This is a genomic window from Candidatus Nomurabacteria bacterium, assembly GCA_020632075.1.
Classification (GTDB): domain Bacteria; phylum Patescibacteriota; class Minisyncoccia; order Phycocordibacterales; family UBA918; genus OLB19.
In genome coordinates this window covers 36,648-52,881 of record JACKGH010000002.1, presented here as the reverse complement: position 1 = coordinate 52,881, position 16,234 = coordinate 36,648, and the positions used below count along the sequence as shown (strand labels likewise).

Sequence of the window (16,234 nt, the reverse complement as noted above, 5' to 3'; positions counted from 1 at the left end):
AATTCCACCATGTCTACTCAAGCAGATTTCGATCCGCGCTCCGTTTCCTATGGCAAGTATTTGCTTATTTTAATGCTGTTGGCAGGAGGGGTGTATCTGCTGCTTGGTCCACTGCAAAACTTTGTCTCTGCAACACTAAGAACCTCCACCACACCTTTCAACAACTCTCTCAATGACAGTCTCGTACTTCACTACACCTTCGACGGACCAGATGTTAATTGGAACGATACAGGTTCTGAGGTCAAAGATGCAAGTGGCAACAGCAATAATGCGAACGCGCTTTTAGGAATGAGCGCAACCACCTCTCCAGTCGTGGGAGTGATAGGCCAGGCTATGTACTTTGAGGGTAGTAATCAGGTAAAGAGTGGATCGATCAGTGAAAGTTGTAGTAGAGACCGATCGACTGCTCTGTGGATAAAAGCTGATAGTGATTTTTCAACCGGGGCATTGTTTGAAGGGCAGGGGTGTGGTCTGTGGTTGGTATACTTTGAACAGTCAACCGAGAGGTTGCACTTTTATCCATTTTCAGGCTCTCCGTACACAACAGGAAGCGGAGTTGTTCCGGCGGATGGTGCTTGGCACCACGTTATCTTTACTTCAGAACAGATAAATGGAACCCAAGTCCGTGCTCGTATATACGTGGATGGTAGTTACATTGGGTATCAAGACAAGACTTTTGGTGGCACCTTCTCAACTAATTATTTTTCTATCGGTTCACGTTGGACACCAGGTAATTATTTCAAAGGGTCAGTAGATGATTTTCATTTTTACAATCACACACTTTCCTTCACCGAGGTCAAACAGCTTTACAGTATGAATGAAGGGGTGAAAGTGGCTTCCACCCTAACTGGTCCTGACTCTCTCCAAACCGGTCTCGTCGGCCACTGGACCTTCGATGGACCGGATGTTGACTGGAGTAGTTCGACGGCTGAAATTGAGGATGTGAGTGGCAATGGTAATGATGGTGATGCGCAGGGTGGGATGAGTACGCGGTCTGTTACGCCGGGTAAGCTAGGGCAGGCGATGGGTTTTGATGGCTCTGACGACACAATTGATCTCGGTTTACCGACGGAGTTGGATCTCTCCGGAGAAATGAGTATTGCTGGTTGGATAAGGACCGACAATCTCACAAGCACACAAGGTATTGTGCATAGTGGAACCACACTGCAGCCAACGGGTAGATTTCAGCTGCTCTTTGGGTATACAGACGGTACCTTTGATTGGGTACAGAATAATAATGTTTCAAGTTACGCAACTGCTGGTACTGTGGTCACTGATACAGACTGGCATTTTTTTGCTGCGGTTCGTACCGGTAGTTCGGGTAATTGGACTATTACATTCTATGTTGATGATGCGGTAACAACCGATACTCTCAGTACAGACCCAGCTAGTTTTACGGGTGAAGTATCTATTGGTAGCCTGTACAACGGATTTGGCGCACTGGATGGTGATCTTGATGATATTCGTATTTACAATCGAGCACTATCTGCAAAGGAGGTGGAAATGCTATATCAGCTGGGGCAGTAGATCTTCCGTAGAGCAAACAGTGATCACTGCAGCGAAGTTGTCCGTAGCACAAATACCCTGAGCAAGGACACCACTGAGTTGCAGTGGTCACTGCTTGCGGGAGAGAAAAGCGGCGGCTCCCGAAGGGAGCCGCCGCTTTTTCTTTAAGTTAGTGCTTTGGCACAAAAGTGAGTGCCTCACCACGCATGGTTCCGCGACCAGTACGACCAATACGGTGTACGTAGTCTTCGAAGGTGTTCGGGAGATCGTAGTTGATCACGTGTGACACATTGTCGACATGAATACCGCGCGCGGCCACGTCAGTGGCGACGAGCACACGAGCATTACCGCTCTTGAATGTCTTGAGTGAATTCTGGCGCTGGCCATGACTCTTGTTGCCATGGATCGATTCAGCCTTGATGCCGTGCTTGCAAAGCTCCTTAGAGAGCTTTTCTACACTATGCTTCATGGCACCGAAGATGATGACGCGCTTGAGTTCGTCCTTTGCAAGGAGTGCAAGCAACGTATCGAACTTATGAGCGTGATCAAACGGCACCACGTCTTGTTTGATGCTGTTTGCAGTTTCTTTTTTCTTCACTGAGACAGTGACTGGCTTGATCATAAAATCATTCACTAGCGCTTCAGCCTCTTTGGTCATGGTAGCTGAGAAAAAGAGAGTTTGTCGATCATTGGTCACGTGACTCAAGATCTTGCGCATGTCATGGATGAATCCCATGTCGAGCATACGGTCAGCTTCATCGAGGACGATGTTGTTGATCTTGTCGGTCTTGAGGTCGCCGCGATCAATAAGGTCGAGCACACGCCCGGGTGTACCAATGATGAAGTGTTGGAAACGCTTCAGTGAACGGATCTGTGGGTTGATATTGGTTCCTCCCACGAGACAAGTCGCCCAGAGCTTGAAGTTGCCACCAAACTTTACAAACTCAGCCTTCACCTGAAGGGCGAGTTCACGAGTAGGGCAGAGGATAAGGGTCTGCTGATTCTTCGCCGTCAATGTCTTTTGGATGAGCGGCAAGAGAAACGCAGCAGTCTTTCCGGTACCGGTTTCAGCGAGACCGATCACATCATTGCCATCAAGGATAAGTGGGATCACTTGGTCCTGGATCGGCGAAGGTGACTCGATCTTCATGTCTTTGATCGCACCAACGATCCGTGGATGCAGCCCAAAATCACCAAAATTGTGCTTTGGTACGTACACCTCTTCGGTCACATTGACCGGATTGTGGTTGATGAATTGTGATGGGTCGAACGTTGGTTGCTTACGGCCACCGCCTGAGCGGCTGCCGCTGCGGTTTCGTCCAGCAGAAGAGCGACTGACTCCACCATGGCGTCGGTTGTTGCCACGACGATTACGAGTAAATGATGATCCAGGTCGTCCTGAACCAGCGTGTGTGCGCCGGCCGCTTGACCGTCGCGTAGTTTGAGTTGGCATCTAAATAATTTCTTTTATAGAAAGGGCGCGCAATAGCGCGTCATTTCAGGGCGTGCGGTAGTAAATACAGTCACAGGAAGGTTTCTTGTCATTCCAAGCTGCCGCCAGTGCGCCCACACGAGATACAATAGCGTGCGTACATAATACATTACTCATGGTCGTTGTCAATAGTTTGGTGGATTATATTGACACATTAATAAAAAAATGTCATTATTCATTCTGAATAAGTTGTATTTTAACGCCATTTCTATAGGCAATTATGTAAGGAGGGTCTAAATGGACAGTCAAAAAGCGGTCGTTCTCGTCATTGCAAAAGTCGATCCGCGGAATGTGAATGCCAGGGGTATTCTTACCAGGACACCGGAGCTCGACAGTCTGAGTAGTCACGTCGAGTTTCTGGCCGACACTATGCCTGGTGGTCGGAGACTGACCGTAGAGAGTGGTTTTGCGTACATCACCACTCCGTCTTCACAGAATCGTCTCTTCGAGACTATCGGTAGTCCGAGTGAGGAGGTGGTCGGCATGCTCACGGCTGAAGTGCCGGTCGGTGTGTTGGTCTTCGAGGGAAAGAATGCTCACAAGACGATTGCTAGCATCCTTGGGCGCGGCGATGGTCGCGGTAAGAAAGGGAAGAAAGATTCTTACCGAAATATCCATGTCGGACCGAAGGGCAAGATGCAATACCTGTTCGTTTCGCCGGACCAGGCGAAGTCGACTGCCCTCCTTGAGTTCTTCTTCACTAACCGCCGCGTGCACCGTCTTTCGTAGGCGGATATGTAAGGCAACACCAAATGGGCAGGTCCAGAAATGGACCTGCTTTTTAGTATGTTGGGTACGGTATACTACTCGCATATGACAATGACACTACAAGCAGACTACAAACGAGCCTTTAAGGATGCTGATATCCGTGCGATCTATCCAACTGAAATTGATGATGAGTTGGTATATTTTGTGGCCCGTGCGTTTGTGGAAGAGTTTAAATACAAGAAAGTCCTCGTAGCCCGAGATATGCGCTTGTCGACACCAGCACTTCATGCTGCTTTTGTGAAAGGTGCGACCGATTCTGGAGCTGATGTGATCGACCTTGGACAAGTGCATACACCAGCACTCTATTTTGCTTCTGGCACCATGAACTTACCGGGTGTTATGATCACCGCCTCACACAGTCCGAAGCAGTACAACGGTCTCAAGCTCGTACATGCACAAGCGATCCCGCTCACCGAGAAGTATGGTCTCGGTGCCATTCGTCGGCGGATTGAGCGAGGGAAATTCATTGACGCTGCAAAGCGCGGCAAGGTAACGAGCAAGAATGTGCTCAAAGCGTATCAGAAGTTTGTACTGAAGGGTTATCAAGCCAAGAAACTCGATGGGATCAAGATCGCTGCCGATGCTGGTAACGGTATGGCGAGTGTACTGCTGCCGCTCCTTCAGGAGAAGCTCCCAGCTAAGTTTGATGTGATGTTCGGCAAGCTCGATGGCAGCTTCCCAAATCGCGGTTCTGACCCGACGCTGTATGATCATCAGAAGCCACTCCGCGATCGATTGCAGAAAAAGAAATATGATTTCGGCGTGGCGTTTGATGGAGACTCTGATCGCATCGCGTTTCTCGATGAAAACGGTCGCTACATCAATAGCGCGGTGATTGGTGGACTGATCGCAGAACAATTCTTAAAGCGTCAGCCAAAAGCGAAGATCGGTATCACTGGTCTCACGAGCCGGAGCTTTGAAGAAGCGGTTAAGCAGGCTGGTGGCAAGCCGGTCCTTATGCGCGTGGGACACGCGTTTATTAAGGAAAGTATGCGCAAGAGAGACGTGCTCTTTGCAGCTGAGCACTCAGGGCATTTCTACTTTAAGGATTATTTCTACACTGACTCGGTGACGCTCACGCTGCTGGCGGTGCTTGATGCCTACGCCGAAGCGAAGAAAGGAGGAAAGACTTTTAGTGAGATGATGGCACCGCATCTTGAGTACGAACAGACCGAAGACACGATTGTGATGGTGAAAAGCAAAGAGGTGGCGCTGGCGAAGACTGAACAGTATCTGAAGTCACTCAAACCAAAGTCGCTCAAGAAGTTTGACGGCTACCTTGTCGACTTTGGTGAGGTGTGGGGGATGGTGAAGCCGAGTGTGACGGAGTTTGCGATCAAGATGATGTTTGAATCGAAGAAAAAGAAAGACGCATTGAGGGTGCAGAAGGAGATGGTGCAGTTTGTGAAAAGTGTGGCGAAGGATGTTTCGTGAGTCTGAATCCTGCCGGCGCGTGGAAAAATTGACAATATGCCATTTGTAACGTATTGTTTTGTTTGGTACATAAGCATTTGACAAATGGAGGATGTACAATGGCAGAAGACGTGAAGCGCTATCGTTTAGGTAACCGGCCAGAATCATATCCAGTGCTGGATAGTTATGTTGGCTGGTTGCCGGAGGGCTACAAAAGCTGGGATGATTTTCTGTGGGATGCCCCCGATGGCGAGATTGGCCCCCGGGGTCCATATGAAGTTCCTGAAATGCTTAAGCTCGCGAGTGATAGTGGTGGGCAGATCGTGGATCTGATTCCTTATCAGATTATCAGCAAAGACGCTTTTCCTTTGGAGTTCTATGGTGAAGAACGCGCAAAGGATTGGACACATTTTCTCATCGTCGGTGCAGCAGGCATGCCTGATGAGAGGTTTATCATCCCTATGTATTAGGGTAAGCACAACCGCCAAGGAACGCGCGTTTCTCGGCGGGTTTCTTTTATTCGCATTTTGTACAACAAGTTCGAACATCATTCTATAAGGAGAGCTTTCTTTTAGTCCAACCTTCTGCTACGATGCGCTCATTATGAAAGCAGAGATTGAATATATTTTCGGGAAGCATGCCGTCCACGAAGTGCTCAAGAAGCGGCCGGATGTGGTCGTGGAGGTGCACGCGGCGGCGGATTTTTCAAGTGGGTCAATTTTGGACCTAGTGGATTCGCTGCGCATCAATCTCAAAATTCTCAACCTGAAAAATCCGCCGCGGGGCGTCTCGTCAAAAGCGGCGCATCAAGGTATTGTGGCTGGCATCCTCCCTGAGAAGCTCACTACTCCATATAAAGAATTCAAAAAGACCCTTACTGCTACTCCAGACTCGGCGCTCCTTGTGCTTGGCGAGGTGCAAGATCCCCACAATGTCGGCGCAGTCATCCGCTCGGCAGCAGCTTTTGGTATTAAAGGGGTGCTCATCCCGCCGCACAATCAAGCACCAGTCACCGGCACGGTCGTGAAAGTATCAGCTGGTATGGCGTTTCGCATCCCACTGGTGACCATTTCAAATGTAAACAGCACACTTCATGACCTCAAAGAGATGGGCTTCTGGGTGTATGGTCTTGAGGGTGATGGTACGGTCTCGACGGTGACTGAAAAATACACCAAACCATCGGTCTTTGTGCTTGGCAACGAAGGTTCTGGCTTACGAGAAAAGACCAAAGAAACCTGTGATGACCTTATTTCTATCCCGATTCATCCACAGTGTGAATCACTAAACGCTGCTGCTGCCACCGCGATCGTCCTCGCCAGCTGGAGCGCACAGCATCAAGAGGCGCTTGATATAAAGGCGAAATAGCGTGTTTTGAAGATATTGCGAAGGTTGTATCCTAAACGACTGAGCATAAGACTTGATCTGTGTCTGAAAAGCACGCTATTTCGCCTTTGCAACTAAACCATCCTGCGGTACTATTGTGCCTACGTACGTTGCTCACTCTTTTGCGGTGGCTGCGACATTTAACATAAAGAATTGTAACTATGAGTGAAAACGAAACAACGCAAACTACAGCCGAGACTACCGGGGAGGCCGTAGCCACTACTGCTTCTACTGAGAAAAAGAGTCCGGTCGGTATCATTGCAGCGATTTTGATCGTGGCAGTGATCATCTTAGGTGTACTCTACAAGCTTGAGAAAGAGGGTCGTTCTTCAACCAATATCTTTGCAAGTATTATTGAAAGCCAGCAAGCCAACTCGGTTGTTGCGACTGTAAACGGAGAAGAGATCATAAATTCAGATCTTGAGCTGAGTGTTCGTCAGTTCAGTCAGGCTGCGACAGCACAGGGTGTAGACACTTCAAGCGAAGAAGCACAGTCAGAGATCCGTGGTCAGGCACTTGATGTGTTGGTCAATACCGAACTCTTGAAACAGGCGGCAGAGGAGCAGGGGATCAGTATCTCTGATGAAGAAGTGACTGAGCGACTAAATACGATCACTGAAGAGCTTGGTGGTACTGAAGTGCTCGAAGAGCGAATGGAGGAACTTGGGATCGATCCTGATCGTCTGCAGAGTGATATCAAAGACGAATTGACCATCCAGGCATTGCTTGACTCGATCTTGTCTGAACAAGAGATCGTTGTTACTCCTGAAGAGGTGAATGAGGTGTATGTGAATGCTGGAGGAGAAGAAGCTGGTCTTCCGGCACTCGAGGAAGTACAGCCACAGATCGAGGCGCAGTTGCAAGCTACGAAAGAGCAGTCTGTAATTGAGGCATTTGTGTCTGAACTGCGAGAGAATGCTGAGATCGAGATCAACGAAGAAGCGTAGTTTTGGACTAGAGAAGTAAAAAGCGGCGGCTCCCGAAGGGAGCCGCCGCTTTTTACCATGGTACAACTCAGCAGTTCTTGCAAGAGCGCTTGCTATACTGGTGTCACATGGCAAAGAAGGAGACTGACTATGTGCACGCGCTGACCTATCGTCCAAGTGAACGCATGAAAACTTTGCGGCAATTGACCGTGCCAGAGCGAGCCGCCGCGTTTGAAAAACTTTCACCATACGTACAGCAGTCAATCTTAAAGCAGTTGCGCAACTACGAAGTGGTAGACTTGCTCGATCAGATGGATATGCAGCTCGCGGAGCGTATGTTGACTCGGATCCCGAACGCAAAACGGCGAGAGAAGATCGTCGAGCGTCTCAAGGGTGATATTAAAGAGAAGATGGAGTACTTCCTGCGCTTCCATCCAAAGGCGACACTGTCGCTCATTAATTTCAACTATCTCTTTCTAGATGGCTCGCTTACCGTCGGGAAAGCAGCAGAGATCATAGGAGACCATTACGATGAAACAGCGCGATATCCAGAAGTCTTGGTGCATGATAATGGCACATTGCTCGGAGAGGTGCCACTCTCTTCAGTCGTGCGTGAGCGTAACTCAACATTACTCAGGAAGTTAGCATTACCTGTACAAACGATCACGTATCAATCAGATATAAACCAAGTGATCGAAACTCTGGTGACAACCGACAGCAAGAAGGTGGTAGTGCTTGATCGTGATACGAGCGTACTTGGTATCATCTACGCTGACGCAGCGCGTCAGCTCTTTGGAAATCTCCCGGCAGAATCACTCTATGACTTTGCCGGTGTCGACAACAGTGAGCGACCATTTGATGGTGTGTGGCATAAAGTGCACAACCGATATCGTTGGCTTATCTTAAACTTAGCAACTTGTTTTTTGGCTGGCTCAGTGGTGTTGGTGTTTCAAAGTACACTCGATACCCTTACCATTTTGTCGGTGTATATTCCGATCGTGGCCGGCATGGCTGGTAATGCCTCGACACAGTCGTTTGCGATCATGGTGCGTGGGATCACACTCGGTACGATTTCTTTGCAAAATGCCATGCCGGCCATTTGGAGAGAATTGTGGGCTGGTCTCCTCAACGGTATTCTTATTGGTGCGATCGTGGCGCTTATCTCGACCGTGTGGAAGGGTGACCCACAACTTGGTCTCGTGGCGGGTGCTGCGCTCATTTGTGCACATGTCGTTGCGGCGATCGCTGGTTCGAGTGTGCCGCTTGTGATGAAGCATATAGGCAAAGATCCAGCAGCGACCTCTACTATTTTCATATCAACAGTCACTGATGTGACCAGTCTCTTGTTGCTACTTGGGTTCGCTACACTCTTTCTCGTGTAAGGTGGTATACTGCCTACGTCTATGAAGTATGCAGAAAGGATTGTTCTCGTTTTACTTTTTCTTATTCTAGCTGGCGGTGGAGCCTGGTTTTATTTTGCAGTGCAGCATTCAGTTGAGACCGAACAAGAAGAAATGCGTGCGGCAGTCGCTAGGGGTGATTATGAATTACCGGCTGATCGTGAGTGGGAGATCAAGCCAGAGGATTGGCGAGCGATCTACCCGGTCACGTATCCGATCACCATTGGCGGTGTGGCAGTTGAAGCGTCGGTAGCAGACACGCTTTCAACGCGCATCAAAGGTCTTTCTGATACACCATTTTTACCTGATCACGTGGTGAAACTGTTTGTATTTGGAGTAGAAGGTGATCATTCGATCTGGATGAAGGATATGAACTATCCACTGGATATTATGTGGGTCACTAGAGAAGGAGAGATCGTGCATATTGAAGAGGATGTGCAGCCGAGCACCTACTCTCGCGAAAACCCAATGGCTTCACAGAACTTCAGATCCCCAGTCCCGTCATGGTATGTCATTGAGGCAAATGCAGGCTTTGTTGCAAGTAACACCATTTCTGTTGGTGATGAGGTAGTGTTGCCGACAGCACAGTAGGTTGCTTATTTTTAAGTATTATTGCATAATATTTCCGCACGATGATCGCCTCACTTTGTGAGGAGGAAAGTCCGGACACGCCCACAGCTCGTTGTGGAGCAGAGTAGCGGGTAACACCCGTCGCGGCGGATCGCGGGCAAAATGAAGGACGAGTCCTTCATTTTGCCCGCGATCCGACCGAGAGGTGCGAGCAGAGACGCCCTGACTGAAAGGAACGGGATCCCCTCGGGGATAGTCACTTGGGAGACCAGGTGAGTGAAACGGCTAAATCCTTACTCGCGTGCAAGACCGTGCCTAGCACCACTTTTGCGTCTACAATACAGTGGTTGCAAAAGTGGTGCTAGGAGAGTCGCAAGAGGTGTTTGGTAACAAGCATCCTAGGTAAATGATCATCCGAGCTTCGCTCGACAGAATCCGGCTTATGTGTACAAAAACACCCCTTCGGGGGTTTTTTTGGTGTGTTAGAATCAAGGGTACTTACCAAGTGGGATAGTTTTTATATATGTCGGAAAATGTCTTTATTCCTAAGATGAATCAGAGTGCGCCACCCAAGCAAGAACAGGTGCTAGAAGTTGAATCAACAGGAGCAAATGATGCTGGTGGCACGATGCTGCGTGTCGCACAGTACGCTGTGATCTTATTGGCTGGCAGTATTGCGGTGTTTTTCACGCCGCATCTCTGGGCTTCGCTTGGTTTCGATAAGACCATACTAGCGTTTGGTTTAGCGATCGTTTCGGTCATCTCGCTTAGTTTACTTGCACTGCGACGGGCTAAGGTTGCTACGGTCTTACCAATCTCTCTCGGCATCTTTTGGGTGTTAGTTATGGCTGCGATGGTATCCGGCTTACATTCAGGTGACATCCAAGATGCGATGCGTGGCAGTGTCTTCGATCCGCAGACGGTTGGTTTCCTGGCGATCTTGGCGCTCACAATGACAATTTCACTCTCACTCCAAAACGCAAAGGTCATGAGCATGAAGGCGCTTGCCTTTTTCGGGCTCACGGCGATCGTTGTGTTGCTGTACAATGTGCTGCGTATCATTTTTGGTCCAGCGTTCTTAGGCTTCGACAGCTTTGGGGCCGTGACGGTTTCTCCGATAGGTAGTTTTAATGATCTTGCAATATTTGCTTCATTAGTGATCTTGCTTGGTTTAGTGACACTCATGCAGTTACCGCTTAAGACATGGTTACAATCTATCGTAGCTGGCATGATCGTTTTGGCACTGTTCCTTCTGGGAGTGATCAACTTCTTTAACATCTGGATCATTGTTGGATTCTTCAGCTTGTTGCTTTTTGTCTTTTTGCTATCACGGGACACGCTGTTCAATGGCGCAAAGACTGCGGTTCAGAGTTCTCGTATTCTGCTCGCAACGACAGCGATCGTTTGTATTGTGAGTGCAGTATTTATCGTGGCTGGTGACTACGTTGGCAACAAGATCGGACAGATGACCAGTGTCAACTATGTCGAAGTTCGCCCGTCAGCTGAGGCGACTATTGGCATTGCGCGAGCAGTCTATAGTGACAATCTCTTTATGGGAGTTGGTCCTAATCGTTTTGCTGATGCATGGCGACAGCATAAGGACCCAGCGATCAACGAAACTATCTTTTGGGACACGGACTTCAATGCTGGCAGCGGTTTCATTCCGACGCTATTCATCAATACTGGCGTGGTAGGAATGACACTGCTCGTTTTGTTCCATCTAGTGTTTCTGTATACCGGATACCGAATGCTGCTCCGCACCACACAGCATGATCCGTACTGGTACTACTTCGGTGTTTTCTCATTTACCGCTGCATGTTTCTTGTGGTTGATGTCGTACATCTATGTGCCTGGTTCTGCGATCTTGTTGCTCGCTGCGCTCTTTACTGGTTTCACGTACGTTGCTGCAGGTGCACTGCTTCCAATGATGGTGAAGACGGTGCCGCTCGCAGCCAATCGCCGACGAGGATTCTTTTTGATGGCAGCGATCATCCTTATTATCACTGTATCGATCGGTTCGCTTTTCTCAGTAGGTAAGCAGTATGTCGCACAAGCAAACTTTACCAAGGCGCGCGTGCAGTCCGAATCAGTGGCGGTGTTTGATCAGGCTGCGCTTGCTGCCTTTACGTTGTATGACGATCCTCGTTTCCAGAGCGCTCGAGCACAGGTCCAGATGGCAAATCTCAGTTCACTCTTAGCTGTCGAGCAGCCTTCTGAAGAGCAACAGCAACAGTTCCTTGAGGTGGCTGAGCAGGCGCTCTTGCATGCCGAGCAAGCAGTGTCAGCAGATCTCTCAGATCCAGATCATCATGCGCTTCTAGCTGGGGTGTATAGCAATTTGGCCTTGGCGGGTATTGACGGTGCGGCAGCACGATCAGAAGCAGCACTCGCTGAAGCTGAGCGGCTTGACCCGCTCAATCCGGGCTATCATCTGATCGCTGCACAGATCGCTGCTCGAACTGGTGATGTGGCCACTGCGCGTACTGAAATCGCTGCAGCACTGGAATTGAAGCGTAACTTCACTGAAGCTCTGTATCTTTCTGCGCAGCTTGATATAGCAGAAGGTAAGGCTGATTCTGCGATCGCTACTACTCGCACTATCATCCGGCTGGAACCAAACAATCCAACGCGGTACTTCCAACTCGGTGTTTTGCTTTCAGCAAATGATCAAGTTGATGAGGCGATCGTCGCGTACAATGAAGCCCTTCGACGTGATCCGCAGTATGCGAATGCTCGGTACCTGATGGCTTTGGCACTCTTGAACAAAAATGAACAGGCGGTCGCACTTGAACAGTTGCGTTTAGTGCAGCAGACCAACCAGGAGAATCAGCAGTTACAGCTTTTGATCGAACAAGTTGAGTCTGGAGAGTATCAGATTCCTGAGGTTCCAAGCATCGAAGCGCCAGTTAGTGAAAATGCACCAACTGAAGGGTTTGAAGATGCGGTGATCACTAACAGTGATGTCGAGACAGATCTGGTGACACCGGTAAATACCATTACAAATAGCGAAGGTGCTGAAGGTGAGCCGGTGGTGGATGAAACAGTAGATGCTGCTGAATCAGCTGTCGAGCCACTACCTGAAACAGTTGAAACAGAGTAGTATTGCCGTATGGTTCGTCGCGTCTTTGATTTTGTGTACCAAGAAGTGCGCGGTTTACATCAAGCCGCATATATATTAGCGCTATTTGCGTTTGGTTCGCAGATCTTGGCAATCGTTCGTGATCGGTTGTTGGCACACACCTTTGGCGCGGGAGTAGAGCTTGACCTCTATTACGCTGCCTTTCGTATTCCAGACCTACTTTTCGTACTCTTTGCGTCGGTTCTTTCGGTCTATGTCTTACTTCCGTTTGTAAACAGACACAAAGAATCAGATACTCCTGCTGCAGGGGCACAGGTGCTGTCTCAGATCTTCACCTTATTCTTGTATGTCTATGTCATAGTGGCAGGAGCTTTAGCTATTGGTGCGCCAGTGTATGTTCCATATCTGTTCCCTGGGTTTGCCGGAGAACACGAAACTCTCACGCTGTTGTTGCGTATTTTGCTTTTACAACCTTTGTTGCTTGGTCTATCAAGTCTGTGCGGCGTGGTGACACAGCTGAATCATCGCTTCGTTCTCTACGCCATCAGCCCACTGTTGTACAACATTGGTATTATTCTCGGTATCGTCTTTTTGTACCCCTACTTCGGACTCAGCGGACTTGCGCTCGGTGTGGTGGTTGGTGCCTTTGGTCATGTGCTTATTCAGGTGCCGTTGGTTACGACTAGCGAGTATGCTTTTCGATTTTTACCTACGATCGATTGGCGGCTTATCGGGCAGGTTTTGGTGGTCTCGCTCCCACGCGCATTGACCTTATCGATCAATCAGATCGTATTGCTTGTACTGGTTGGTATCGCATCAGTCATGGCGGCTGGTTCAGTGTCTGTGTTTCAGTTCGCCTTTAATCTGCAGTCGGTTCCGCTAGCAATCATTGGGATGAGTTACTCAGTGGCCGCGTTCCCGACCCTTTCGCTACTGCACGCCAAGCAAGACCAGCTTGGTTTCAATGCCCAGTTGTTAACTGCGCTGCGACATATCATCTTTTGGTCAGTCCCGATCATTGCGCTCGTGATTGTGCTTCGAGCACAGATCGTTCGTGTGCTTCTTGGTAGTGGTGCGTTTGACTGGGGTGACACGCAGCTCACCGCAGCGATACTTGCGATCTTTGTGGTGTCACTCTTGGCACAATCGATATTGCTACTGCTTGTACGTGCATTTTATGCTGGTGGTCGGACTATGGTTCCGCTGGTGGTCGCGGTATGTTCAGGGGCGGTCTCAGTTTTGTTTGCAGTGTGGTTTCAGTCTGTATACGCAGCAGAGCCAGCGTTCAGGGCGATGCTTGATGGTTTGATCCGTGCTGAAGACGTAGCGGGTGTGGAGGTGTTGGTGCTCGCGCTCGCGTTTGTGGTTGGTCAGTATGTCCAGCTTGTATTCCTGATGGCTTTGTCGGTACGCACGTTTAACATCAGTTATCTCTCTCTAGCGCGTTTGTTCATGGTTTCTTTAGTTGCGGCAGTGGCTGGGGCGATCTCTGCGTATGTGACACTCAATTTTGTGGTTAATGGTATCAACCAAGAAACCTTCATCGGTATTACACTGCAGGGTGCTACAGCAGCCATTATGGGTCTCTTAGCAGTCGTTTTGGTCTATGCTGCGAGTAAGTCCCCAGAGCTTGAGGAGATCAAGCGGGCACTCCATAGCAAGATTCTCAAGACCGATGTGATCGCGCCACAGTAGGGCTAGTTTTTTTGCTGAAGTAGGGTAGAGTAGGGCGACATTTCAACTATGGAAATACGGAATTTTAGTATTATTGCGCACATCGATCACGGGAAGTCTACCTTGGCTGACCGTATGCTTGAGGTGACTCAGACAGTCGAGCAGCGCAAAATGAAAGAGCAAGTGCTCGACTCAATGGAACTTGAGCGTGAGCGCGGAATTACGATCAAGATGCAGCCAGTACGTATGCTGTACAAAGCGGCTGACGCTGAGTACGAATTTAACCTGATCGATACACCAGGACACATCGACTTTTCATATGAAGTATCGCGCGCGCTTAAGGCGGTGGAGGGGGTGTTGCTCTTGGTAGATAGTACGCAAGGCGTGCAGGCGCAGACGCTCACCACGCTACAAATGGCGAAGGATCTCGGCCTCACGATCATACCGGTGCTCACGAAGACCGATGTGCCGCACTCGCGCCCAGATGAGGTGGGGGAAGAAGTGATGCGACTCCTTGATTGTGCACGGGAGGATATTCTGTTGGTGTCAGGTAAGACGGGAGCTGGTGTACCGGAGCTCCTTGAAGCAATTCGACTGCGTATCCCACCGCCAGCACCGAGCAAACTCGATACATATCGAGGACTCATCTTCGACTTTCAGTATGACAACCACCGTGGGATCATTGTCTTTATGCGCGTGTTTGACGGTAGTGTAAAGAAAGGCGATATGCTCAAGTTTGCGGCCAGTGGACGCAGTTTTCCAGCGCTTGAGGTTGGGGTCGTGACTCCCGAAGAGCGGCCGGTAGATAGTCTTGGAGCGGGTGAGATCGGCTACATTGTGACCGGTATCAAAGAGCCGGGCGTAGCCAATGTGGGTGATACGTTGATCAGGGATAAGACCAGTACTGACGCACTGTCTGGCTACCAGGAAGCGCATCCGGTAGTGTGGTCATCGGTCTTTCCGGAGAATCAGGATGAGTTTACGCAGCTACGTCAGGCGCTCGATCGATTGCGCTTGTCTGATTCATCGCTTTCGTACGAGGAAGAGTCGTCGGGTGTGCTTGGACGTGGGTTCCGCTGCGGATTTCTCGGCATGCTCCATATGGAGATCATCACCGAGCGACTTCGTCGTGAATTCAATATTGATATCATTATCACTTCGCCGTCTATTTCATATGAAATCACATGGGCTGATGGGAGGGTAGAGAATGTATACGCCGCAAATCGTTTTCCGGACCATGGCGAGAAAGTGAGTGTACGTGAGCCGTGGATCCTTGGACAGATCATTTTGCCTGGCGACTACATGGGAAACGTCATGACCTTGCTTTATGAGCATGAAGCCAGTGTGATCGATACAGAAGTATTTGGTGATGGACGTACGCTTTTGGCGATTGAAATGCCACTGCGCGAGCTCATGCGCGGATTCTTTGATCGGTTGAAGAATGCTTCAAGTGGTTATGCGTCCCTCTCGTACGAGATCGCAGAACTCCGCGACGCAACTGTAACCCGCCTTGATGTGCTTATTGCTGACGAAGAAGTGCCAGCTTTCTCACGAGTGATCGGTATGGCGCGCGCTGAGATCGAAGCGAAGGCGATCACTGAGAAGCTCTATAACACACTGCCACGACAGCAGTTTGCGGTGAAGATCCAGGCGAAGGTGATGGGGAAGATCATCTCGACTAAGAAGCTATCGGCGCTACGCAAGGATGTGACAGCACATCTTTATGGTGGCGATATCACGCGAAAGATGAAGTTGCGTGAGAAACAGAAGAAAGGTAAGGCAAAAGCGTTGGAGCGTGGAAAAGTGCATATTCCACAGGATGTGTTTATGAAGATGATGAAAAGTGACTAAAGAAGAAAAAGCCGGCGGCCCGAAGGGCCGCCGGCTTTTTTCTTAAAACAGACCAGATCCACCTGAGTAGGCGAAGATCATGCTGAGGATGATCAAGATAGCGATCACGCCCCAGATCCACTTGATAGCGGTCTTGGTCCTCTTGTGAAACAAAAGACTCATGCGGGGTATT

Annotated in this window: 12 protein-coding genes and 1 other RNA gene; 12 read left to right on the top strand and 1 reads right to left on the bottom strand. The window is 49.4% G+C overall.

Features of this window, described 5'->3' with window-relative positions; genetic code table 11:
* Window positions 1-9 precede the first annotated feature (9 nt).
* The gene (locus H6786_05290) at window positions 10-1,527 is read left to right on the top strand and encodes a LamG domain-containing protein (GenBank protein MCB9816779.1); all 1,518 of its coding nucleotides are present in this window, start codon (window positions 10-12) and stop codon (window positions 1,525-1,527) included.
* A gap of 148 nt (window positions 1,528-1,675) precedes the next feature.
* On the opposite strand, the gene H6786_05285 is transcribed toward H6786_05290, so the two are convergent.
* Complete coding sequence (locus tag H6786_05285) at window positions 1,676-2,959, bottom strand: DEAD/DEAH box helicase (protein ID MCB9816778.1); 1,284 nt, start codon at window positions 2,957-2,959, stop codon at window positions 1,676-1,678.
* Window positions 2,960-3,235: 276 nt separating this feature from the next.
* On the opposite strand from H6786_05285, the gene H6786_05280 reads away from it, so the two are divergent.
* The 11 genes from H6786_05280 to lepA all read left to right on the top strand — a co-directional run bounded on the left by H6786_05280 (window position 3,236) and on the right by lepA (window position 16,062).
* Complete coding sequence (locus H6786_05280) at window positions 3,236-3,727, top strand: hypothetical protein (protein ID MCB9816777.1); 492 nt, start codon at window positions 3,236-3,238, stop codon at window positions 3,725-3,727.
* Window positions 3,728-3,811: 84 nt separating this feature from the next.
* Complete coding sequence (locus tag H6786_05275; protein MCB9816776.1) at window positions 3,812-5,200, top strand: phosphomannomutase/phosphoglucomutase; 1,389 nt, start codon at window positions 3,812-3,814, stop codon at window positions 5,198-5,200.
* Window positions 5,201-5,277: 77 nt separating this feature from the next.
* The gene (locus tag H6786_05270) at window positions 5,278-5,649 is read left to right on the top strand and encodes a hypothetical protein (protein MCB9816775.1); all 372 of its coding nucleotides are present in this window, start codon (window positions 5,278-5,280) and stop codon (window positions 5,647-5,649) included.
* 133 nt (window positions 5,650-5,782) lie between these two features.
* The gene (rlmB, locus tag H6786_05265; GenBank protein MCB9816774.1) at window positions 5,783-6,544 is read left to right on the top strand and encodes a 23S rRNA (guanosine(2251)-2'-O)-methyltransferase RlmB; all 762 of its coding nucleotides are present in this window, start codon (window positions 5,783-5,785) and stop codon (window positions 6,542-6,544) included.
* Window positions 6,545-6,723: 179 nt separating this feature from the next.
* Entirely contained in the window at window positions 6,724-7,509 is a 786-nt protein-coding gene (locus tag H6786_05260; protein ID MCB9816773.1) for a SurA N-terminal domain-containing protein, read from the top strand.
* A gap of 107 nt (window positions 7,510-7,616) precedes the next feature.
* On the top strand, window positions 7,617-8,870 hold the full coding sequence (locus H6786_05255; protein MCB9816772.1) for a magnesium transporter: 1,254 nt from the start codon (window positions 7,617-7,619) through the stop codon (window positions 8,868-8,870).
* A 21-nt stretch (window positions 8,871-8,891) separates the two neighbouring features.
* The gene (locus H6786_05250; protein ID MCB9816771.1) at window positions 8,892-9,479 is read left to right on the top strand and encodes a DUF192 domain-containing protein; all 588 of its coding nucleotides are present in this window, start codon (window positions 8,892-8,894) and stop codon (window positions 9,477-9,479) included.
* Window positions 9,480-9,508: 29 nt separating this feature from the next.
* An RNA gene (rnpB, locus tag H6786_05245) (RNase P RNA component class A) lies at window positions 9,509-9,917 on the top strand.
* Between the two features lie 64 nt (window positions 9,918-9,981).
* Window positions 9,982-12,558 (top strand): hypothetical protein, encoded by a 2,577-nt coding sequence (locus H6786_05240; GenBank protein ID MCB9816770.1) that lies wholly within the window; start codon window positions 9,982-9,984, stop codon window positions 12,556-12,558.
* A gap of 9 nt (window positions 12,559-12,567) precedes the next feature.
* Window positions 12,568-14,232: an oligosaccharide flippase family protein gene (locus tag H6786_05235; GenBank protein MCB9816769.1), complete on the top strand. Its 1,665-nt coding sequence runs from the start codon at window positions 12,568-12,570 to the stop codon at window positions 14,230-14,232.
* 39 nt (window positions 14,233-14,271) lie between these two features.
* Window positions 14,272-16,062, top strand: a complete 1,791-nt coding sequence (gene lepA / locus H6786_05230) for an elongation factor 4 (protein ID MCB9816768.1) — start codon at window positions 14,272-14,274, stop codon at window positions 16,060-16,062.
* The last annotated feature ends 172 nt before the right edge of the window (window positions 16,063-16,234 follow it).